Origin of the sequence: Pseudomonas sp. S32 (assembly GCF_016648095.1) — a bacterium.
In the GTDB taxonomy this organism is placed as follows: domain Bacteria; phylum Pseudomonadota; class Gammaproteobacteria; order Pseudomonadales; family Pseudomonadaceae; genus Aquipseudomonas; species Aquipseudomonas parafulva.
The window spans coordinates 1-18,083 of record NZ_JACVVF010000014.1 but is presented as its reverse complement, the minus strand read 5'-3'; the positions used below and the strand labels follow the sequence as shown (position 1 = coordinate 18,083).

Sequence of the window (18,083 nt, the reverse complement as noted above, 5' to 3'; positions counted from 1 at the left end):
CTTGGCGCATGAAACTTGCCGCTTGATGAAAGGTCTTCTAGCACATGTATTACGGTGAACGTTTCAATGCCTGGACCCACCTGGTGGGTGCGGTTCTGGCCTGTATCGGTGCCATCTGGCTGATCGTCAGCGCGGGGCTGCAAGGCGACCCATGGAAGATCGTCAGCTTCTCGATCTACGGCGGCACGCTGCTGCTGCTGTACAGCATCTCCACCCTTTACCACAGCACCCGTGGGCGGGCGAAGGTGATCATGCGCAAGCTCGATCACCTGTCCATCTACCTGCTGATTGCCGGCAGTTACACACCGTTCTGCCTAGTGAGCCTGCGTGGCCCCTGGGGCTGGAGCCTGTTTGGCGTGGTGTGGGGGCTGGCCGTGCTGGGCATGCTGCAGGAGATCAAGCCACGCTCCGAAGCGCGGGTACTGTCCATCATCATTTACGCGGTGATGGGCTGGATCGTGCTAGTGGCTGTCAACCCGCTGCTGCATACGCTGGGCAGCGCCGGGTTTGCCTGGCTGGCCGCAGGCGGGGTGTTCTATACCGTGGGTATCATCTTCTTCGCCTTCGACCGGCGCTTCCGTCACTGGCACGGCATCTGGCACCTGTTCGTGATCGCCGGCAGCCTCATGCACTTCGTGGCGGTTTCGTTCTACGTGCGTTAGAAGTCGCCCCACAGTTGCTGCGCCACGGCCAGTGCCACCACCGGCGCGGTTTCGGTGCGCAGCACACGCGGCCCAAGGCGTGCGGCCTGGAAACCGGCCGCCTTTGCCTGCTCGACTTCATGGTCGTTCAGGCCGCCCTCTGGGCCGATCAGGAAGGCCAGGGTAGCGGGCCTGGCATGGCTTGCGAGTGGCTCGGCCACCGGGTGCAACACCAGCTTGAGGTCGGCTGCGGTGTTGGCCAGCCACTCTGAAAGCGTCTGAGGGGGGTGAATGACAGGTAGCGTGGAGCGCCCGCATTGCTCGCAGGCGCTGATCGCCACCTGGCGCCAGTGGGCCAGGCGCTTGTCGGCGCGTTCGTCCTTCAGGCGCACTTCGCAGCGTTCGCTGACAATCGGTGTGATCTGGCTGACACCCAGTTCGGTGGCCTTCTGGATCGCCCAGTCCATGCGTTCGCCCCGTGACAGGCCCTGGCCCAGGTGAACCTGCAAGGGGGAGTCGGCCTGGCCTGCAACGGCCTGGTCCAGGGTGACACGCACGGTCTTCTTGCCCACTTCCAGCAGCTGCCCGCGGTACTCCTGGCCGCTGCCATCGAACAATTGCACGGCATCGCCGGGGGCCATGCGCAGTACGCGGCCAATGTAGTGGGCCTGGGCTTCGGGCAGGTCGTGCTCGCCTATGCTCAGGGGGGCGTCGATGAAGAAGCGGGACAATCTCATGGGTCAGGCTCTGATGAAAGGGGCACAGGGCGGGTGGCGAACGAGGGCATCGCCCCCGAGCGCTGTCAGCCGGGGTCGCGGAAGTCGGGGTGGAAGTTGCTCGGTACGGCAACGCTGACGCTGTCGCGGGTGGCAATGTCGATGCCTTCGCTGGCCACTTCCGCCAGGAAGTCGATCTGCTCTGGCGTGATCACGTACGGTGGCAGGAAGTACACCACGCTGCCCAACGGGCGCAGCAGGGCGCCGCGGGTCAGTGCATGCTCGAACACCTTCAGGCCACGGCGCTGCTGCCACGGGTAGGCGACCTTGCCGGCCTTGTCCTGGACCATCTCGATGGCCAGCGCCATGCCGGTCTGGCGTATCTCCGCCACATGCTTGTGGTCGGCGAGGTGCGCCGTGGCCGTGGCCATGCGCTTGGCCAGGGGCTTGTTGGCTTCGATCACGTTGTCCTGTTCGAAGATATCCAGGGTGGCCAGGGCCGCTGCACAGGCCAGCGGGTTGCCGGTGTAGCTGTGCGAGTGCAGGAACGCGCGCAGGGTCGAGTAGTCGTCGTAGAACGCCTGGTACACCTTGTCGGTGGTCAGGCAGGCAGCCAGCGGCAGGTAACCGCCGGTCAGGGCCTTGGACAGGCACAGGAAGTCGGGGCGGATGCCGGCCTGTTCACACGCGAACATGCTGCCGGTGCGGCCAAAGCCGACGGCGATCTCGTCATGGATCAGGTGCACGTCGTAGCGGTCGCAGGCTTCGCGCAGCAGTTTGAGGTACACCGGGTGATACATGCGCATGCCGCCCGCGCCCTGGATCAGCGGCTCGATGATCACCGCGCTGATGGTGGCGTGGTGCTCGGCCAGGGTCTGTTCCATGACGGCGAACAGAGTGCGGGAGTGTTCTTCCCAGCTGACGCCCTCGGGGCGCAGGTAGCAATCGGGGCTCGGCACTTTGAGAGTATCGAGCAACAAGGCCTTGTAGGTTTCGGTGAACAGCGGCACATCACCTACCGACATGGCGGCAATGGTCTCGCCGTGGTAGCTGTTGGTGAGGGTGACGAAGCGCTTTTTGTCCGGTTTGCCGACGTTCTGCCAGTAATGGAAGCTCATCTTCAGCGCCACTTCGATGCACGACGAACCGTTGTCACCGTAGAACACCCGGTCGAGCCCGGCCGGGGTCATGGCCACCAGGCGCTCCGACAGCTCGATCACCGGCTGATGGCTGAAGCCCGCCAGAATCACATGCTCCAGCTGGTCCACCTGGTCCTTGATGCGCTGGTTGATACGCGGGTTGGCGTGGCCGAACACGTTCACCCACCAACTGCTTACCGCATCCAGGTAGCGCTTGCCCTCGAAGTCTTCCAGCCATACGCCTTCGCCGCGTTTGATCGGTATCAGGGGCAGGTGCTCGTGGTCTTTCATCTGCGTGCAGGGGTGCCACAACACCTTGAGGTCGCGTTGCATCCACTGATCGTTGAGGCCCATGGGCACTTCTCCTGGTTTGCGGCGTGGTTCGGCGGGTAAGCCTAAGCAAAGGCGCGGTGCAGGACAACCCGGCAGAAAAAGTGATTTACCTGAAGCACTTGATATCACCACGCTGGCAGGCCTTGCGGCGCTGACGTATTCTAGCGCCTCTCTCGGGGCATTCCGCCTCTCCCCGTTTTTTGTAACCCCTGACTCGGAGTTTGCCGATATGGCTGCTGCTTGGGTGCGCCTGTGCGCGCTGGTATTGATTGGTGTGTCCAGCGGCGCCGCGCTGGCGAGTGACAAGACGCCCACGGCAATTGTGGTGGGCGGCGGTATGGCGGGCCTCACGGCCGCTTACGAGTTGCAGAACAAAGGCTGGCAGGTGACCGTGCTGGAAGCCAAACCTGGCATGGGCGGGCGCTCGGGCCTGGCCACCAGCGAATGGATCGGCAATACCAAGGCGCAGCCGGTACTGAACCAGTACCTGGACCGCTTCAAGCTCGACACGTTGCCAGCGCCCGAGTTTGTCCGTACCCCTGGCTACCTGATCGATGGCGAATATTTCAGTGCCGCCGACCTTGCCGTGAAGCAGCCGGCCACCGCCGAGGCGCTCAAGCGCTACGAAAAAACCGTCGATGACCTGGCGCGCTCCATCGACGACCCGCTGAAGCCACAGGCGACCAGCACGCTGTTCGCCCTGGACCAGATCACCGTGTCTTCCTGGCTGGACAAGCTGCAGTTGCCCGCCACCGCGCGCCAGTTGGTCAACCAGCAAATCCGTACCCGTTACGACGAGCCGTCGCGCCTGTCGCTGCTGTACTTCGCCCAGCAGAACCGCGTGTACCGTGATGTGAGCGACCGCGACCTGCGCGCGGCACGCCTGCCAGGCGGCAGCCCGGTACTGGCCCAGGCTTTCGTCAAGCAACTGAAAACCATCAAGACCAGCTCGCCAGTCACCGCCATCGTGCAGGACAAGGACGGCGTGACCGTGAAGGTGGGCAGCGTGGGCTACCGTGCCGACTACCTGGTGATGGCCGTGCCGCTGCGTGCCTTGGCCAAGATCCAGATGACCCCCGGCCTGGACAACCAGCACCTGGCGGCGATCAAGGGCACCAACTACGGCTGGCGCGACCAGCTGATGCTCAAATTCAAGAAGCCGGTGTGGGAAAGCCGCGCGCGCATGTCGGGCGAAATCTACAGCAACACTGGCCTGGGCATGCTGTGGATCGAGCCGGCCCTGAAAGGCGGTGCCAACGTGGTGATCAACCTGTCGGGTGACAATGCCCGCCTGTTGCAGGCCTTCGGCGACAAGCAGATGGCCGACCAGGTGCTGATCCGCCTGCATGCCTTCTATCCGCAGGCTCGTGGCGCCTTTACCGGGTACGAAGTGAAGCGCTACAGCGCAGATGTGGGTACCGGCGGCGCGTACCTGGCCTATGGCCCAGGCCAGATCAGCAAGTATTGGCGGCTGTGGGAGCGCCCGGTGCAGCGCGTGGCGTTTGCCGGTGAGCATACCGATGCGCTGTACCCAGGCACCCTGGAAGGTGCCCTGCGCAGCGGCCAGCGGGCCGCCAGCCAGGTGCAGGACCTGTTGGCCGGCAAGTCGTTCGACCCGGTCAAGGCTGCGCCAGTGGCCGCGACGGCGGCTGCCGGGGCTGCTGCAGCCAAGCAGGGCAAGGGTGGGTTCTTCTCCAACCTGTTCGGTGGCTCCTCCGACAAGGCCGATGCAGCGGACAAGGCGCCGGCCAAGGCAGACGCAAAACCTGCTGACAAGGCCGAGCAGGGCAAGCCAGGGTTCTTCTCGCGGCTGTTCGGCGGTGGCGACAAAGCGCCCGAGCCAGCTGCCAAGGCGGATGAGGTAGCGCCAGCGCCGGCTCCAGCCCCTGCGCCTGCGCCAGCACCTGCCCCCGCGCAGCCGGCGGCCCCCGCACCGGTGGCCAAGCCCGCGCCTGCCAAGCCTGCTGCGGCCAAGCCTGCCGCAAGCAAGCCGGCGCCCGCCAAGCACACCCCTGCACACAAGCCGGCCCACAAGCCTGCTGACGCCAAAAAAGCCCCCGCCAAGGCAGCACCTGCGAAGAAAGCAGTGACTGATACCCAGGCCAAAGCGGGCTGACCTGCAGTCAGCGCCGGTGCCATCGCCCGTGAGCGGCGATGAGCCGGCGCTGGCAGCCGTCATTCAACGCCTTCCGTTAACGTTTCCTTAATAACGGCTCGTAACAATTGCTATCGGATTTCTCGATAATCCATAGCAATTTTTTCCGCTTTTATTCGATACGTTTCGCGCTAGTCTGTGCACAGCTTTCACGGGGAAGTAGGTCATCATGCAACTGCGCAATTCACCTTCACGCTACGGCGTTGTCAGTATGGTCATGCATTGGGGCGTGGCGCTCACCGTTTTCGGGTTGTTCGGTCTGGGCCTCTGGATGGTCGGCCTCGACTACTACAGCCCGTGGCGCAAGGCAGGCCCTGACCTGCACAAGAGCATCGGCCTGGTGTTGTTGGCCGTCATGCTGCTGCGGGTACTGTGGCGCTTCGTCAGCCCGCCGCCACCGGCACCTGCCAGCCACGGCCCGCTTACCCGGGTGGCTGCAAAGCTTGGGCACCTGGGCTTGTACCTGGGGTTGTTTGCGCTGATGACTGCCGGTTACCTGATCTCCACCGCCGATGGCGTTGGCATTCCGGTGTTCGGCTTGTTCGAAGTGCCTGCACTGGTCAGCAACCTGCCGGACCAGGCCGACGTGGCTGGGGTGGTACACCTGTGGCTGGCGTGGGGCGTGGTGATCTTCGCGGGGTTGCATGGCCTTGCTGCACTCAAGCACCATTTCATTGACCGTGACGCGACCCTCACCCGCATGCTGGGCCGCAAAGCTTGATCCTCAACTCAATTGCAAAGGAAGGAAGTGACGATGTTGAAAAAGACTTTTGCCGCTCTGGCGCTCGGTACCGCTCTGCTCTCCGCCGGCCAGGTCATGGCTGCCGAGTACAAGATCGACAAGGAAGGCCAGCACGCATTCGTTGACTGGAAGATCAGCCACCTGGGCTACAGCTTCATTCACGGCACGTTCAAGGACTTCGACGGCAACTTCAGCTGGGACAGCGCCAAGCCTGAAGCCAGCAAGATCAGCGTCGATCTGAAAACCGCCAGCCTGTGGTCGAACCACGCTGAGCGTGACAAGCACATCGCCAGCGCCGATTTCCTGGATGTGAAGAAATACCCGGATGCGAAGTTCGTCTCCACCAGCGTCAAGTCCACGGGTGACAAAACCGCTGACGTGACCGGCGACCTGACCCTGCATGGCGTGACCAAGCCGGTCACCTTCAAGGCCACCTTCAATGGTGAGGGCAAGGACCCATGGGGCGGCGAGCGCGCAGGCTTCAATGCCACCACTACCCTTAACCTGAACGACTTCGGTATCAAAGGCCCAGGCCCGACTTCGCAGACCCTGGATCTGGATATCAGTGTTGAAGGCGTGAAGCAGAAGTAATTGCTGTGTGAATGAGAAAGGGGCCGCTAAGCGGCCCCTTTTTTGTTGTCAGCCCTTGCGCGTCAACAGCGCAGGCCGCTCACCGCGTGGGCGGGCGGGCAGGTCTTCCAGTTGCTCAGGCGTCGGGAAACGGTCGAGCTTGGATTCCTTGCGGATGATCACCGGCTGGCTCTGCGGCTGACGAGGGCTGCGTACGGCCGGCTCGGCGTCTTCGCGGGCTGGGCGGCCACGGCCTGCGCCACCATCACGGCGGGCACCGCCACCATTGTTGGCACGGGGCGGGCGCTTTTCACCGGCACCGGAACGTGGCTGGCCGCCATTGCGGGCCTGGCCGCCGCCGCCTCCGTTGCTGCGCTGCTGGCCATTGCCTTGCCCCTGGCCCTGACCGCCAGGGCGACGGTTGCGGCCCTGGCCCTTGCCGTTCTGGTAAGGGCTGACATAGTCGGCACGGTTACCGAAGTTGTCCACATCGTCATCCAGGAACACTTCCGGGTCACGGTCGGCAGGCGCCTTCTGGGTGCTGCCGTTGCTGGCCTGCTGCTGGCGCGGCTTGTTGTCACGCGGTTTGCGTGGCTGCTGCTGGCGCTCACCACTGGCCTGTTTTTCGGCGGGCTTGTCTGCAGCCTGCTGGCGTGTCCGGCCTTTGTCCTTGCCCTTGTCCTTGCGGCCGCCGTTGGCGTCCTTGCTGCCTTCACCACGGGCCTGCTGGTTGCGCCCGCCGCGGCCGTTGGGCTGCTGGCGCTCGCGCACTTCCGGCTTTTCGGCTTCTACCTGGCTGGCGTCGAAGCCCATCAGGTCGCCGTCGGCGATTTTCTGCCGGGTTACCCGCTCGATGCTTTTGAGCAGCTTCTCTTCGTCGGGTGCAACCAGGGAAATCGCTTCACCCGAACGGCCGGCACGGCCAGTACGGCCAATACGGTGTACGTAGTCTTCTTCTACGTTGGGCAGTTCGAAGTTGACCACATGGGGCAGTTGGTCGATGTCCAGGCCACGCGCTGCAATATCGGTGGCAACCAGTACGCGCACGGTGTTGGCCTTGAAGTCAGCCAATGCCTTGGTGCGGGCGTTCTGGCTCTTGTTGCCGTGGATGGCCGCGGCGGTGAGGCCGTGCTTTTCCAGGTACTCGGCCAGGCGGTTGGCGCCGTGCTTGGTGCGGGTGAACACCAGAACCTGCTCCCACGCGCCGAGGGTGATCAGGTGCGCCAGCAGGGCCCGCTTGTGGCTGGCGGGCAGGCGGTAGACGCGCTGCTCGATACGCTCGACGGTGGTGTTGGGCGGGGTGACCTCGATACGCTCCGGGTTGTGCAGGAGCTTGTCGGCCAGGTCGGTGATGTCTTTGGAGAACGTGGCTGAGAACAGCAGGTTCTGGCGCTTGGACGGCAGGCGTGCCAGCACCTTCTTCACGTCATGGATGAAGCCCATGTCGAGCATGCGGTCGGCTTCATCGAGGACCAGAATTTCAACGTGGGCCAGGTCGACCTTGCCTTGGCCTGCCAGGTCGAGCAGGCGGCCTGGGCAGGCGACCAGTACGTCGACACCCTTGGCGATGGCCTGGACCTGCGGGTTCATGCCAACACCGCCGAAGATGCAGGCGCTGACCAGTGGCAGGTCACGGGCATACACCTTGAAGCTGTCGTGCACTTGGGCTGCCAGCTCGCGGGTTGGGGTAAGTACCAGTACGCGGGGCTGACGCGGGCCGTGGCGCTGCGACTTGTCGGGGTGGCCGGCAGGGAACAGGCGCTCGAGGATCGGCAGGGCGAAACCGCCGGTTTTACCCGTACCTGTCTGTGCAGCAACCATCAGGTCACGGCCTTGCAACACGGCGGGAATGGCCCGCTGTTGCACGGGGGTCGGCTGGGTATAGCCCGCAGCTTCGATAGCGCGGACAAGAGCCTCGGAGAGACCGAGGGAAGCAAAGGACATGGGCAATCCTGTTCTCGTGTGGGCTGGGCCCGTAGGGATGTTCTGCCTGGCGCGACGGGCATCTATAGGATGCGATCGCGTCCGGTCCAGCTGGGCTTTCACTGCACATCCGGGAAACGGAAGGCTGACGCCAGGGTGCGTCTATGCCGATCGGGATGCCTGTTGCGAGGCCGAGCGTCCGGGCGTGAGCCGGGCGGGAAGGCCCGAGTATAACAGAGCTAGCGCGCTGTGCTGCTTTCCTGCTGCTCAACGGCGTCAAGAATGTTGTTGGGGTCGTTTATGTAACGCGCGATGATGGCCGCATAGGCCGGCTCCTGCTTGAAACGCCGCAACTCCTCGGCAAAAGCCTGGGCCAGGGCCTCGCGGCCGGGTTTGCGCACCAGGCCCAGGTACTGCGCCTTGCGGCTGATCACCAGGGGCAGCGGTTCGACCTGATGTTGCAGGCCCATGTGCTGGATCAGGTACTGGCCCACCCTGCGGTCGGTGATCGCCAGGTCGATTCGCCCCAGCACCAGCTTGCCGAAGTTGGCTTCATGGGTGGGTGCCGCCTCGCGTTGAAAGGCCGACGCCTGGTTGAACACGGCACCGTAGTCATAGCCAGGTGAGGTACCGATACGCAGGTTGCGGAGGTCGTCCAGGTTATCGACCGAGTGCCGGCGTTTGGTCGCCTGGAACAGCACGAAGTCCACCACCGACATGGGTTCTGCCGGGAACAGCAGGTAGGGGTGACGCGCATCTGACTGGAAAATATCCATGACACCATCGGCCTGGCCCTGTTCGACCATCGCCAGGCAGCGTTTCCAGGGCATGAACTGCCATTCAACCTGTACCCCCAGGCGCGCGAACACCTGGGTGGTAACTTCGACGTCGATGCCGCGTGGTTGGCCATCTTGTTCATACACGTAGGGTGCCCAGTCATCACTTACCAGACGCAGCCGCTCGCCCAGCGCCAGAGGGCTGAGGCAGGTAAGCAGCAGGGTCCAGAACAGGCAGGCGTAATGGCGCATGGCCGGAGATTACGCGCTCGGCCAGGCCAAGGCCAGTACCCGATGGCAAGCCCTCGGCGCGCTCTAGCGCGCCCTCATCAGGTGGGCCTCGACATCCTTGCGCCGCTCGCCCAGCGACAGGCGCAGCCCCGGGTGGCGCAGGCATTGGCGCACATGCTCGGGCGCCACGTGGCCGCACCGGCCAGTGAGGTTTTCCAGCGCCTTGTCCCACCACGCCGGTGCGCACGCCCGGTCGAATTCGTTGGGGTAGGGGTAACAGCCGTACAGCAGCTCGCGTGCGAACTGGCGCTCACGGCTGGGCAGGGTAAGGGTGAGGGCCTTGTAGCCCAGGCGGTGCAATACCGGCGGGCGGGGCAATTGATCATTCACCTTCGCCACATCCGCCAGCGCAGCATCGCTCAGCAGGTCATGGCCATGCTTGCGCAGCCAGGCCTGGATCTTGGCGCGAAACTGCGCCTTGTGGCTCCAGTAGTGGTGGATCACATCGGTGCATTCGCGCACTGCCAGCCTGCGGTAGGCGGCCACCGCCAGGCAGAATTCTTCCAGTGCGTAGGCTTCTGGTGCCACGGGGTGCAGTTCGTCCATCAGCGCGAGCGCATGGTCGAGGATGCCGGCATCGCCCCGGGCCAGGCCGATGACACCCGAATTGACCAGGTGCATGCTGTCGTCAGCCAGCCCGCGTTCGGCCAGGGTGGCGTGCAGCTTGCGGTACAGCAGGCTTTGCCTGTCGGCGCCGTAGCGTGGGCCGATGGCATTGCACAGCAGGCGGCCTGAAGCCACGCGGTTGAACAACTGCATGGGCGATTGGCGGAAAAACGTATCGGTGTCGATCAGTACTGCCAGTGGGTGCTGCTGCAAGACCTGGCGCAAGACCACATGCTTGCTGCGAAAGTGGTACCCATGCGGTGCATTCCAGGCTTGGCGGGTGGCGTCGTCGATGAAGTGGGTGGTGATGGGTAGCCCGCTGTAGGGCTGCAGGTTGTCGGTGTACACCTGGATATCCAGGCGCTCGCCAGCGGCAGCGTTCAGGCAGGCAAGGGCACTGACGATGCTGAAGCAGGCTTCCTGATGGTAGGTGGCGGGGCCGAAGGCCAGGTAGACGAGTTGGGGGCGTGGCGGCTGGGCATACGGCATGGCAGGCAGGACCTGTTTAACCCGAAAAAGAAGAAGGCTTCAGCCTATGGCCAAAGCCTTAATCTTTTCTTAAGCCGCTATGACAAAACGTGTCAGCGAGGCAGCTTCAGGTTGTTCCAGATCGCCATGCTTGGCTCGGCCTGGTTCAGGGTATAGAAGTGCAGGCCCGGTGCGCCGCCTTGCAGCAGCTCTTCGCACATGCGGGTGATCACCTCTTCGCCAAACGCCTGGATGCTGGCAGTGTCATCGGCATAGGCTTCGAGCTGCTTGCGGATCCAGCGCGGGATCTCGGCACCGCAGGCGTCGGAGAAGCGCGCCAGCTTGCTGTAGTTGGTGATCGGCATGATGCCGGGCACCACCGGGATATCCACACCCTGCTGCTGCGCCCGCTCGACGAAATAGAAGTAGCTGTCGGCGTTGAAGAAGTACTGGGTGATGGCGCTGTCGGCACCGGCCTTGACCTTGTGCACGAAGTTGGCCACATCGGCCTCGAAGTTGCGCGCCTGGGGGTGCATCTCGGGGTAGGCGGCTACCTCCAGGTGGAAGTGGTCGCCGGTTTCCTGGCGGATGAACTCGACCAGGTCGCTGGCGTAGCGCAGTTCGCCGCTGGCCATGCCCATGCCCGAGGGCAGGTCACCGCGCAGGGCAACGATGCGCTTGATACCCGCCGCCTTGTATTCGGCCAGCAGTGCGCGCAGCTCGGCCTTGGTGTCGCCCACGCACGACAGGTGCGGCGCGGCAGGCACCTTCACTTCGTTTTCCAGTTGCAGCACGGTATTGAGCGTGCGGTCGCGCGTGGAGCCCCCGGCACCGTAAGTGCAGGAGAAGAAGTCCGGGTTGTAGGTAGCCAGCTGGCGGGCAACGCCCATCAGCTTTTCATGACCGGCGTCGGTCTTGGTCGGGAAGAACTCGAAACTGTAACGGCGTTCCTGTGACATCACTCGTTCCTCAGGCGGCAAGCGCCAAGCCGAAAGCGGCAAGCTGCAAGCTGCAAGTAAAAGCCAGATCGGTTATGGCCGATCTGGCTTGGGCATCGTTCGTCAATCTTTTACGCTGCAAGCGGCAAGCGGCAAGCGGCAAGCGGCAAGCAGCAAGCAGCAACGGCACGGTCTGCCTTTACTTGCCGCTTGAAGCTTCAAGCTTGCCGCTTAATACCGGTAAGCATCAGGCTTGAACGGGCCTTCGACGGTGACGCCGATGTAGTCGGCCTGTTGCTTGGTCAGCTGGGTAACCACGCCGCCGAAGCCACGGACCATTTCCAGGGCCACTTCTTCGTCCAGCTTTTTCGGCAGTACTTCAACGGTCAGGCGCTCGGCCTTTTTCTCGGCCGAGAGGTCGGCGTACTTCTGCTCGAATAGGAAGATCTGTGCCAGTACCTGGTTGGCGAACGAGCCATCCATGATGCGGCTTGGGTGACCGGTGGCGTTGCCCAGGTTCACCAGGCGGCCTTCGGCCAGCAGGATCAGGTAGTCATCGTTCTGCGGGTCGAAGTTGCCAGCGCCGGTGCGGTGGATCTTGTGCACCTGCGGCTTGACCTCTTCCCAGGCCCAGTTCTTGCGCATGAAAGCGGTGTCGATTTCGTTGTCGAAGTGGCCGATGTTGCACACCACCGCACGCTTTTTCAGGGCCTTGAGCATGTTGGCATCGCAGACGTTGACGTTACCGGTGGTGGTGACGATCAGGTCGATCTTGCCCAGCAGGGCCTTGTCGATGCTGGCTTCGGTGCCGTTGTTGATACCGTCGATGAACGGCGAAACCAGCTCGAAGCCATCCATGCAGGCCTGCATGGCGCAGATCGGGTCCACTTCGGTGACCTTGACGATCATGCCTTCCTGACGCAGCGACTGCGCCGAACCCTTGCCCACGTCACCGTAGCCGATAACCAGCGCCTGCTTGCCCGACAGCAGGTGGTCGGTGCCGCGCTTGATGGCATCGTTCAGGCTGTGACGGCAGCCGTACTTGTTGTCGTTCTTGCTCTTGGTGACCGAGTCGTTGACGTTGATGGCCGGCACTTTCAGCTCGCCTTTGGCCAGCATGTCCAGCAGGCGGTGTACGCCAGTGGTGGTCTCTTCGGTCACGCCGTGGACGCGCTCGAGCACTTGCGGGTACTTCTTGTGCAGCAGTTCGGTGAGGTCGCCACCGTCATCGAGCACCATGTTGGCGTCCCATGGCTGGCCATCCTTGAGGATGGTCTGCTCCAGGCACCACTCGTATTCCTGCTCGGTTTCGCCTTTCCAGGCGAACACAGGGATGCCGGCGGCGGCGATGGACGCGGCGGCCTGGTCCTGGGTGGAGAAGATGTTGCAGGACGACCAGCGCACTTCGGCACCCAGGGCGACCAGGGTTTCGATCAGCACGGCGGTCTGGATGGTCATGTGGATGCAGCCCAGGATCTTCGCGCCCTTGAGCGGCTGTTCGGCCTGGTATTTGCGGCGCAGGCCCATCAGTGCAGGCATTTCCGATTCGGCGATGATGGTTTCGCGACGGCCCCAGGCGGCCAGGGAGATGTCGGCGACTTTGTAGTCGGTGAAACCAGCAGGCATGTTTGCAGCGCTCATCAAGAGCCTCCATTCGTAGTGTGCGAATGGGCGCCGTTGTGCGTTGAGCGTCCGCAGGAGCGGACAACGCCCCATCCGAGCCTGACAGGCCTAGCCTGCTGCAGCGCCCCTCGGACAGGTGGCGGGCATGGCCCCGCTGTGGGCAGCCATGTGAAACGGCGACGATTATAGCCGCGAGCGGCACCATCCCCAAGGTTTTCTGTCGATTAATCGAGACGATAGTCGATGTTCAATGGAGCGGCGCCGGCCGCTCTGCCATGATGGCTGCACGTAAGCCAGTGTGTTCAGGAGTACAGATGAACTTTCACACCCGCAAGTGGGTTAAACCCGAAGACCTCAACCCCAATGGCACCCTGTTCGGCGGCAGCCTGCTGCGCTGGATCGACGAAGAGGCCGCGATCTACGCCATCGTCCAGCTGGGTAACCAGCGGGTGGTGACCAAGTACATGTCGGAGATCAACTTCGTCAGCGCCTCGCGCAAGGGTGACATCATCGAGCTGGGCATCACCGCCACCGAGTTTGGCCGTACCTCCATCACCCTGCGCTGCGAAGTGCGCAACAAGATCACCCGCAAGAGCATCCTCACGGTCGAGCGCATGGTGTTCGTGAACCTGGGCGAAGATGGCCTGCCGGCGGCGCACGGGCGTACCGAGATCAAGTACGTGCAGGACCAGTTCCCCGACTCTGCGGTGGAATAGCTGGCCATCGCCGGCAAGCCGGCGATGCTCTTCAGGTCAGGTCAGGTCAGGTCAGGTCAGGTCAGGTCAGGTCAGGTCAGGTCAGGGCTGCGCGCTGACTTTGCGTACCACGCGCCCGATGCTCAACCCCTGCACCAGAATCGACGACAGTACCACGATGTAGGTAATCGACAGCAGCAGGTCGCGTTCCTCGCCCAGCGGCAGCGACAGCGCCAGAGCCACGGATACCCCGCCGCGCAGGCCGCCCCAGGTCAGCACCCGCACCGTGCCCTTGGGTACCGGGCGCCAGCGGCGCAGCAGGACGATCGCCGGTGCCACGGTGAGCAACCGCGACAGCAGCACCGCCAGTGCCAGCACGCTGCCCGCCGCCAGGTGCATCCAGTTGAACGGCAACAGCAGCAGCTCCAGGCCGATCAGGGCGAACAGCAGCGCATTGAGCATGTCGTCGATCAGTTCCCAGAAACCGTCCATGTAGCGGCGGGTCATGTCGTTCATCGCCAGGTTGCGCCCCAGGTTGCCGATGATCAGGCCCGCGACCACCATGGCGATCGGTGCCGACACGTGCAGTTCGTAGCACATGGCCGAGCCGCCAATCACCAGCGCCAGGGTCAGCATCACCTCCACCTGGTACTGCTCGACGCTCTTGATCATGCGGTAGGTGGCGTAGCCGATCAGGCCGCCGAACAGCACGCCACCGATGGCCTCGCGGGCGAACAGGATCGCCGTGTCGCTCATGCTCGGCGTTTCACCCAGCTGAATGATGCCCAGCAGCACGGTGAACACCACCACGGCCGTGCCGTCGTTGAACAGCGACTCGCCAACGATGGTGGTCTTGAGCGGCTTGGGTGCATTGGCGGTACGCAGCGCACCCAGCACGGCGATGGGGTCTGTGGGGGATATCAGTGCACCGAACAGCAGGCAGTAGATCAGCGGTACCTGCCAGCCGAACAGGGCGAACACCCAGTGTGAGAGGTAGCCGATCACCACGGTGGCGATCAGCACGCCGACGGTGGCCAGCAGGCCGATGGGCCAGCGGTAGTTGCGCAGGTCGGACAGGTTGACGTGCAGGGCGCCGGCAAACAGCAGAAACGCCAGCATCCAGTGCATCAGCAGGTCATTGAAGTCGATCTGGTTCATCAGCCCTTCCACGCGGGCTTCCAGGCCAGGGAAGCCGATGAGGCTCAGGCCCTGCAGCAGCAGTGAGAACAGCAGCGCCGTCACCATCACGCCGATGGCGGGGGGCAGGCCGATGAAACGGTAATTGACGTACGTAAGCAGGGTGGTCAGGCAGATAAACGCGGCAACTAATTCGAGCATCCCAATTCCTGTAAAAGTGGCTTCCAAGTCTTTACCCGAATGGCTCGGGCAGCTCTTTGATGACCTGGCGAGGGGTTCGGGACACAGGGTTTGACCGGATTAGTTCAAAACGTTCCAGGGCGTGGCCCCATTGCTCTATGGTCATCAGCTGTGCAAGCGTGAGGGCACGGGCTGCCTCGAAGAACCTTTCAGCGGGCCGGTACTCCTAGCTTGCGGGCGGGTAATGGCCCGCAAGCTGGTGATGAAGCTCTGAACCGACAACTGAACGAGGAACCCTGTCCATGACCGTTGCCCTGTGGTGCATCCTGATCGCGATGATCCTGCCGCCGCTCTGCGCGCTGATCGCCAAACTTGCCAGTGGCCGTTTCGGCGCTAAGCACAACCATGACCCGCGTGCCTTCCTCGACACCCTGTCCGGCCTGCCGCGCCGAGCGCACGCCGCGCAGCAGAACGGCTACGAGGCATTTCCGGCGTTCGCCGCCGCCGTGCTGGTGGCTGACATCGTCGGCAATGCCGAGCAGGTCACCCAGGACGTGCTGGGGGTGATGTATATCACCAGCCGCTTGCTCTACATCATCTGCTACCTGGCCGACTGGGCAATATTGCGTTCGCTGGTGTGGTTCGCGGGCCTGGCGATCATCGTGGCGTTTTTCGTGGTCTCTGCCTGACGCCAGGCGCGCTGGGTGTCACGGCACCTTGGGTACTTCTGGCAACGGCATGCCTTTGGGCCACAGCATCCAGATCTGCCCTTGCTGCTTCATGTTGCCGGCCAGCTCGCCTGCCGCTGGCCCGGTACCCCAGAACAGGTCTGCGCGGACTTCGCCGGTAATGGCCCCGCCGGTATCCTGGGCGCCCACCGGCCGTACCACGGGGGTGCCGTCAGGGCGTGTGGTGGATAGCCACAGCAGGCTGCCCAGGGGGATCACCTTGCGGTCGATGGCCACGCTGTACCCTGCAGTCAACGGCACGTTCAGCGAGCCGCGCGGGCCTTCATTGCTGTCCGGGCGGGTGCTGAAAAACACGTAGCTGGGGTTGCTGGCCAGCAGTTCAGGCACACGCTGCGGGTTGGCCTGGGCCCAGGCATGGATGGCGCCCATGCTCACGTCTTCCTTTTTCAACTGGCCCTGTTCCACCAGCCAGCGGCCGATGGGGCGGTAGGGGTGGCCGTTCTGGTCGGCATAGCCCAGGCGCAGTTGGCGGCCATCCTCCAGTTGCACCCTGCCGGAACCCTGTATCTGCAGGAACTGCAGGTCCATCGGGTCGGTGAGCCAGGCCAGTACCGGTGCTTTCACGCCGTCCCGGTTGATCACCTCGGCGGTGTCATAGGGCTTGAGTACCCGGCCGTCCAGGCGCCCGCGCAGGCGCTTGCCCTTGAGCTCGGGGTAGATGCTGGCCAGGTCCACCACGATCATGTCGTCCGGCGGCCCATACACAGCCACATGGTTGGTGGCCGACGCGCTCAGGCTACCGGGGTAGACAGGCTCGTAGTAGCCGGTGATCAGGCCGTTGGCGCTGTTTTCGGCTGAGCGCAGGCCATACACCTGCAGGTTCTGTTCAAGGAATGTCCGCACCTGGGCAGCGCTTGCGCTGTCGCTGCCGGCGGCTTCGCAGGTGGCTGCCCACACCGGGTCACGCCTGAGTTTTTCACAGCCGCTGCGCCAGGCATAAAAGCCCGCCAGCAAGTCTTCATCGCTGACGGCAGGCAGGTCTTGCCAAGTGGCCGGGGCGTAGGTGGCGATGGCGTGGGGTTCGGGTTTTGCGTTGTCGCCGCCATTGCAACCGGCCAGCAGGGCCAGTACCGGGAGCGTCCAGGCCAGGTGGCGCAGGGCATGTGTCATGGGTGCATTCCTAGAGTGGGCGAACATGAATATTCGCCCTGTTTTTCATGTGGCTATTGGTGTTTGTGCCTGGCAACGCGATACTGCACGCCCATTTGCCGAGGCCGAAGTGAGCGTGATGTACAAGCGATTGACGGTAGTAGTGCTGGTAACCCTGGCCATGGGCGGTTGCGATCGGGTTGACCCGAACTCGCCGCTGGGCCAGCGCAAGGTCATTTTCAAGGACATGATGAAGACCAGCGAAGACCTGGGCGGCATGCTGCGGGGGCGCTTGCCGTTCAACAGCGAGAAGTTCGCTGCCGGCGCGGTGCAGCTGGATGAACTGGCCCACAAGCCGTGGCAGCACTTCCCGCAGGTGCGCGACGATGCCGCTGACAGCAGCGCCCGGGCCGAGGTGTGGGAGCGCCAGGCACGTTTCCATGACCTGGCCAGGCAGTTGGAACACGCCACTGGCGAACTGGTGGCCGTTACCCGCGCCCAGCCCCTGGAAGCAGCGCCGCTCAAAGCCCCGATGGACAAGGTGGAGGCGGCGTGCAAGGCCTGTCATACCGAGTTTCGTAACCACTGATTGCCCGCGCCTGCTCAGGGGCCTGGGCGGGCGGCGCATGCTGGCGTCGCCCGCTGTCAGCGGTCCAGGTCGTCTACCGCTTCCTGCAGTTCTTTGCGCGACTCGGCCAACTTGTCTTTACGCTTGTTGATCTTTTCTGCGTCGCCCTTTTTCTCGGCCTTTTTCAGGTCTTTTTCCCGCTGGGCCACTTCGTGGCGCGCATCGAGCACCTTTTGCTCACGCTCTTTTCGCAGGCTGGCGTCGGTGCAGTTGGCAACGCCGCGCAGGGCTTCTTCCAGGCCGGCAACCTGGCCGCTGTTGCCTTGGTCGCGGGCGATCTTCAACTGGTTCTCGATGGCGCTGCGCTTGGCGGCGCAACCGGTCAGGCCTGCATCGGGCTGGGCTGCCTGCAGGTTGCTGGCGGCCAGGCCAAGGGTGGCGAGCAGGATGAAAGTTGAAGCGCGTTTCATGAAAAGCCTCCAGGACGGGGCGTAGTAGCGAAAAAGTAAGACGGAAATCCTGCCTTGGTTTTGCGGATTAAGAAACCCTAACCGGAAATTTCACTGCAACTATCGGGTTTTTCCGACAGGGAAATTGGTAAGAATTCATTGCTTGGTGATGGGGCGGGGGGTTTTAACGAAGAATTCGGTTGGGGCGCAGAGTGTTCGTCTTGAAGGATGCAGCGCTTGTGAAATCGAGCGCCGCCCGCGCGGCGCATCGCGAGCTGCGCTCGCTCCTACGTTT

Annotated in this window: 18 protein-coding genes and 1 riboswitch; of the genes, 8 read left to right on the top strand and 10 right to left on the bottom strand. The window is 63.3% G+C overall.

From position 1 onward, the window contains the following. Nucleotides 1–44 precede the first annotated feature (44 nt). A complete protein-coding gene (trhA, locus tag IAE38_RS10085) occupies nucleotides 45–662 on the top strand; it encodes a PAQR family membrane homeostasis protein TrhA (RefSeq protein WP_028631918.1) in 618 nt (205 codons plus the stop codon). Here the strand turns inward: trhA and IAE38_RS10080 are convergent. Both IAE38_RS10080 and IAE38_RS10075 read right to left on the bottom strand, forming a co-directional pair. Continuing rightward, nucleotides 659–1,378, bottom strand: coding sequence for a 16S rRNA (uracil(1498)-N(3))-methyltransferase (locus tag IAE38_RS10080; RefSeq protein WP_201164232.1), 720 nt, complete (start codon nucleotides 1,376–1,378; stop codon nucleotides 659–661). The genes trhA and IAE38_RS10080 overlap by 4 nt on opposite strands. A 65-nt stretch (nucleotides 1,379–1,443) precedes the next feature. Further along, nucleotides 1,444–2,850 carry an adenosylmethionine--8-amino-7-oxononanoate transaminase gene (locus tag IAE38_RS10075; protein ID WP_028631916.1) on the bottom strand — a complete coding sequence of 469 codons (1,407 nt, stop codon included), beginning with the start codon at nucleotides 2,848–2,850 and terminating at the stop codon, nucleotides 1,444–1,446. Nucleotides 2,851–3,058: 208 nt separating this feature from the next. Here IAE38_RS10075 and IAE38_RS10070 point away from each other — a divergent pair, with 208 nt between their 5' ends. From IAE38_RS10070 to IAE38_RS10060, 3 genes are all read left to right on the top strand, one after another. Next, nucleotides 3,059–4,945 carry a flavin monoamine oxidase family protein gene (locus tag IAE38_RS10070; protein WP_201217435.1) on the top strand — a complete coding sequence of 629 codons (1,887 nt, stop codon included), beginning with the start codon at nucleotides 3,059–3,061 and terminating at the stop codon, nucleotides 4,943–4,945. Nucleotides 4,946–5,153: 208 nt separating this feature from the next. Beyond that, nucleotides 5,154–5,705 carry a cytochrome b gene (locus IAE38_RS10065; protein ID WP_028631914.1) on the top strand — a complete coding sequence of 184 codons (552 nt, stop codon included), beginning with the start codon at nucleotides 5,154–5,156 and terminating at the stop codon, nucleotides 5,703–5,705. A 33-nt stretch (nucleotides 5,706–5,738) separates the two neighbouring features. Continuing rightward, nucleotides 5,739–6,317 (top strand): YceI family protein, encoded by a 579-nt coding sequence (locus tag IAE38_RS10060; protein WP_201217434.1) that lies wholly within the window; start codon nucleotides 5,739–5,741, stop codon nucleotides 6,315–6,317. A gap of 48 nt (nucleotides 6,318–6,365) precedes the next feature. Here the strand turns inward: IAE38_RS10060 and IAE38_RS10055 are convergent, their stop codons facing one another. The 4 genes from IAE38_RS10055 to metF all read right to left on the bottom strand — a co-directional run bounded on the left by IAE38_RS10055 (nucleotide 6,366) and on the right by metF (nucleotide 11,319). Next, nucleotides 6,366–8,240, bottom strand: coding sequence for a DEAD/DEAH box helicase (locus IAE38_RS10055; protein ID WP_201164229.1), 1,875 nt, complete (start codon nucleotides 8,238–8,240; stop codon nucleotides 6,366–6,368). A gap of 218 nt (nucleotides 8,241–8,458) precedes the next feature. After that, on the bottom strand, nucleotides 8,459–9,247 hold the full coding sequence (locus tag IAE38_RS10050; protein WP_201217432.1) for a substrate-binding periplasmic protein: 789 nt from the start codon (nucleotides 9,245–9,247) through the stop codon (nucleotides 8,459–8,461). Nucleotides 9,248–9,310: 63 nt separating this feature from the next. After that, entirely contained in the window at nucleotides 9,311–10,381 is a 1,071-nt protein-coding gene (locus tag IAE38_RS10045; RefSeq protein WP_201217431.1) for a hypothetical protein, read from the bottom strand. Between the two features lie 92 nt (nucleotides 10,382–10,473). Continuing rightward, the gene (metF, locus tag IAE38_RS10040) at nucleotides 10,474–11,319 is read right to left on the bottom strand and encodes a methylenetetrahydrofolate reductase [NAD(P)H] (RefSeq protein WP_201217430.1); all 846 of its coding nucleotides are present in this window, start codon (nucleotides 11,317–11,319) and stop codon (nucleotides 10,474–10,476) included. Between metF and IAE38_RS10035 the strand changes: the two genes are divergently transcribed. Beyond that, nucleotides 11,313–11,555, top strand: coding sequence for a hypothetical protein (locus IAE38_RS10035; protein ID WP_201217429.1), 243 nt, complete (start codon nucleotides 11,313–11,315; stop codon nucleotides 11,553–11,555). The genes metF and IAE38_RS10035 overlap by 7 nt on opposite strands. Here IAE38_RS10035 and ahcY read toward each other — a convergent pair. After that, complete coding sequence (gene ahcY, locus IAE38_RS10030) at nucleotides 11,530–12,939, bottom strand: adenosylhomocysteinase (RefSeq protein ID WP_201217428.1); 1,410 nt, start codon at nucleotides 12,937–12,939, stop codon at nucleotides 11,530–11,532. The two genes, IAE38_RS10035 and ahcY, sit on opposite strands and share 26 nt — an antisense overlap. Nucleotides 12,940–12,960: 21 nt before the next feature. Further along, nucleotides 12,961–13,057, bottom strand: a riboswitch (S-adenosyl-L-homocysteine riboswitch). A gap of 178 nt (nucleotides 13,058–13,235) precedes the next feature. Between ahcY and IAE38_RS10025 the strand changes: the two genes are divergently transcribed. After that, on the top strand, nucleotides 13,236–13,637 hold the full coding sequence (locus IAE38_RS10025) for an acyl-CoA thioesterase (RefSeq protein ID WP_028631907.1): 402 nt from the start codon (nucleotides 13,236–13,238) through the stop codon (nucleotides 13,635–13,637). Nucleotides 13,638–13,718: 81 nt separating this feature from the next. Here IAE38_RS10025 and IAE38_RS10020 read toward each other — a convergent pair whose 3' ends face one another. Continuing rightward, entirely contained in the window at nucleotides 13,719–14,954 is a 1,236-nt protein-coding gene (locus IAE38_RS10020; RefSeq protein ID WP_060480728.1) for a cation:proton antiporter, read from the bottom strand. Nucleotides 14,955–15,235: 281 nt separating this feature from the next. Between IAE38_RS10020 and IAE38_RS10015 the strand changes: the two genes are divergently transcribed. Continuing rightward, on the top strand, nucleotides 15,236–15,622 hold the full coding sequence (locus IAE38_RS10015; protein ID WP_028631905.1) for an MAPEG family protein: 387 nt from the start codon (nucleotides 15,236–15,238) through the stop codon (nucleotides 15,620–15,622). An 18-nt stretch (nucleotides 15,623–15,640) separates the two neighbouring features. Here IAE38_RS10015 and mltA read toward each other — a convergent pair whose 3' ends face one another. Further along, nucleotides 15,641–16,792 carry a murein transglycosylase A gene (mltA, locus tag IAE38_RS10010; RefSeq protein ID WP_201217427.1) on the bottom strand — a complete coding sequence of 384 codons (1,152 nt, stop codon included), beginning with the start codon at nucleotides 16,790–16,792 and terminating at the stop codon, nucleotides 15,641–15,643. Between the two features lie 118 nt (nucleotides 16,793–16,910). On the opposite strand from mltA, the gene IAE38_RS10005 reads away from it, so the two are divergent. Continuing rightward, nucleotides 16,911–17,360 carry a c-type cytochrome gene (locus IAE38_RS10005; protein ID WP_201212048.1) on the top strand — a complete coding sequence of 150 codons (450 nt, stop codon included), beginning with the start codon at nucleotides 16,911–16,913 and terminating at the stop codon, nucleotides 17,358–17,360. 56 nt (nucleotides 17,361–17,416) lie between these two features. Here IAE38_RS10005 and IAE38_RS10000 read toward each other — a convergent pair whose 3' ends face one another. Then, nucleotides 17,417–17,809, bottom strand: coding sequence for a DUF1090 domain-containing protein (locus IAE38_RS10000; RefSeq protein WP_028631902.1), 393 nt, complete (start codon nucleotides 17,807–17,809; stop codon nucleotides 17,417–17,419). Nucleotides 17,810–18,083 lie beyond the last annotated feature (274 nt).

What these genes read in the sequence shown, in the direction of transcription:
- trhA (WP_028631918.1), top strand. Translation starts at nt 45, where the DNA reads ATGTATTACGGTGAACGTTTCAATGCCTGGACCCACCTGGTGGGTGCG.
- IAE38_RS10080 (WP_201164232.1), bottom strand. Translation starts at nt 1,378, where the DNA reads ATGAGATTGTCCCGCTTCTTCATCGACGCCCCCCTGAGCATAGGCGAG.
- IAE38_RS10075 (WP_028631916.1), bottom strand. Translation starts at nt 2,850, where the DNA reads ATGGGCCTCAACGATCAGTGGATGCAACGCGACCTCAAGGTGTTGTGG.
- IAE38_RS10070 (WP_201217435.1), top strand. Translation starts at nt 3,059, where the DNA reads ATGGCTGCTGCTTGGGTGCGCCTGTGCGCGCTGGTATTGATTGGTGTG.
- IAE38_RS10065 (WP_028631914.1), top strand. Translation starts at nt 5,154, where the DNA reads ATGCAACTGCGCAATTCACCTTCACGCTACGGCGTTGTCAGTATGGTC.
- IAE38_RS10060 (WP_201217434.1), top strand. Translation starts at nt 5,739, where the DNA reads ATGTTGAAAAAGACTTTTGCCGCTCTGGCGCTCGGTACCGCTCTGCTC.
- IAE38_RS10055 (WP_201164229.1), bottom strand. Translation starts at nt 8,240, where the DNA reads ATGTCCTTTGCTTCCCTCGGTCTCTCCGAGGCTCTTGTCCGCGCTATC.
- IAE38_RS10050 (WP_201217432.1), bottom strand. Translation starts at nt 9,247, where the DNA reads ATGCGCCATTACGCCTGCCTGTTCTGGACCCTGCTGCTTACCTGCCTC.
- IAE38_RS10045 (WP_201217431.1), bottom strand. Translation starts at nt 10,381, where the DNA reads ATGCCGTATGCCCAGCCGCCACGCCCCCAACTCGTCTACCTGGCCTTC.
- metF (WP_201217430.1), bottom strand. Translation starts at nt 11,319, where the DNA reads ATGTCACAGGAACGCCGTTACAGTTTCGAGTTCTTCCCGACCAAGACC.
- ahcY (WP_201217428.1), bottom strand. Translation starts at nt 12,939, where the DNA reads ATGAGCGCTGCAAACATGCCTGCTGGTTTCACCGACTACAAAGTCGCC.
- IAE38_RS10025 (WP_028631907.1), top strand. Translation starts at nt 13,236, where the DNA reads ATGAACTTTCACACCCGCAAGTGGGTTAAACCCGAAGACCTCAACCCC.
- IAE38_RS10020 (WP_060480728.1), bottom strand. Translation starts at nt 14,954, where the DNA reads ATGCTCGAATTAGTTGCCGCGTTTATCTGCCTGACCACCCTGCTTACG.
- IAE38_RS10015 (WP_028631905.1), top strand. Translation starts at nt 15,236, where the DNA reads ATGACCGTTGCCCTGTGGTGCATCCTGATCGCGATGATCCTGCCGCCG.
- mltA (WP_201217427.1), bottom strand. Translation starts at nt 16,792, where the DNA reads ATGACACATGCCCTGCGCCACCTGGCCTGGACGCTCCCGGTACTGGCC.
- IAE38_RS10005 (WP_201212048.1), top strand. Translation starts at nt 16,911, where the DNA reads ATGTACAAGCGATTGACGGTAGTAGTGCTGGTAACCCTGGCCATGGGC.
- IAE38_RS10000 (WP_028631902.1), bottom strand. Translation starts at nt 17,809, where the DNA reads ATGAAACGCGCTTCAACTTTCATCCTGCTCGCCACCCTTGGCCTGGCC.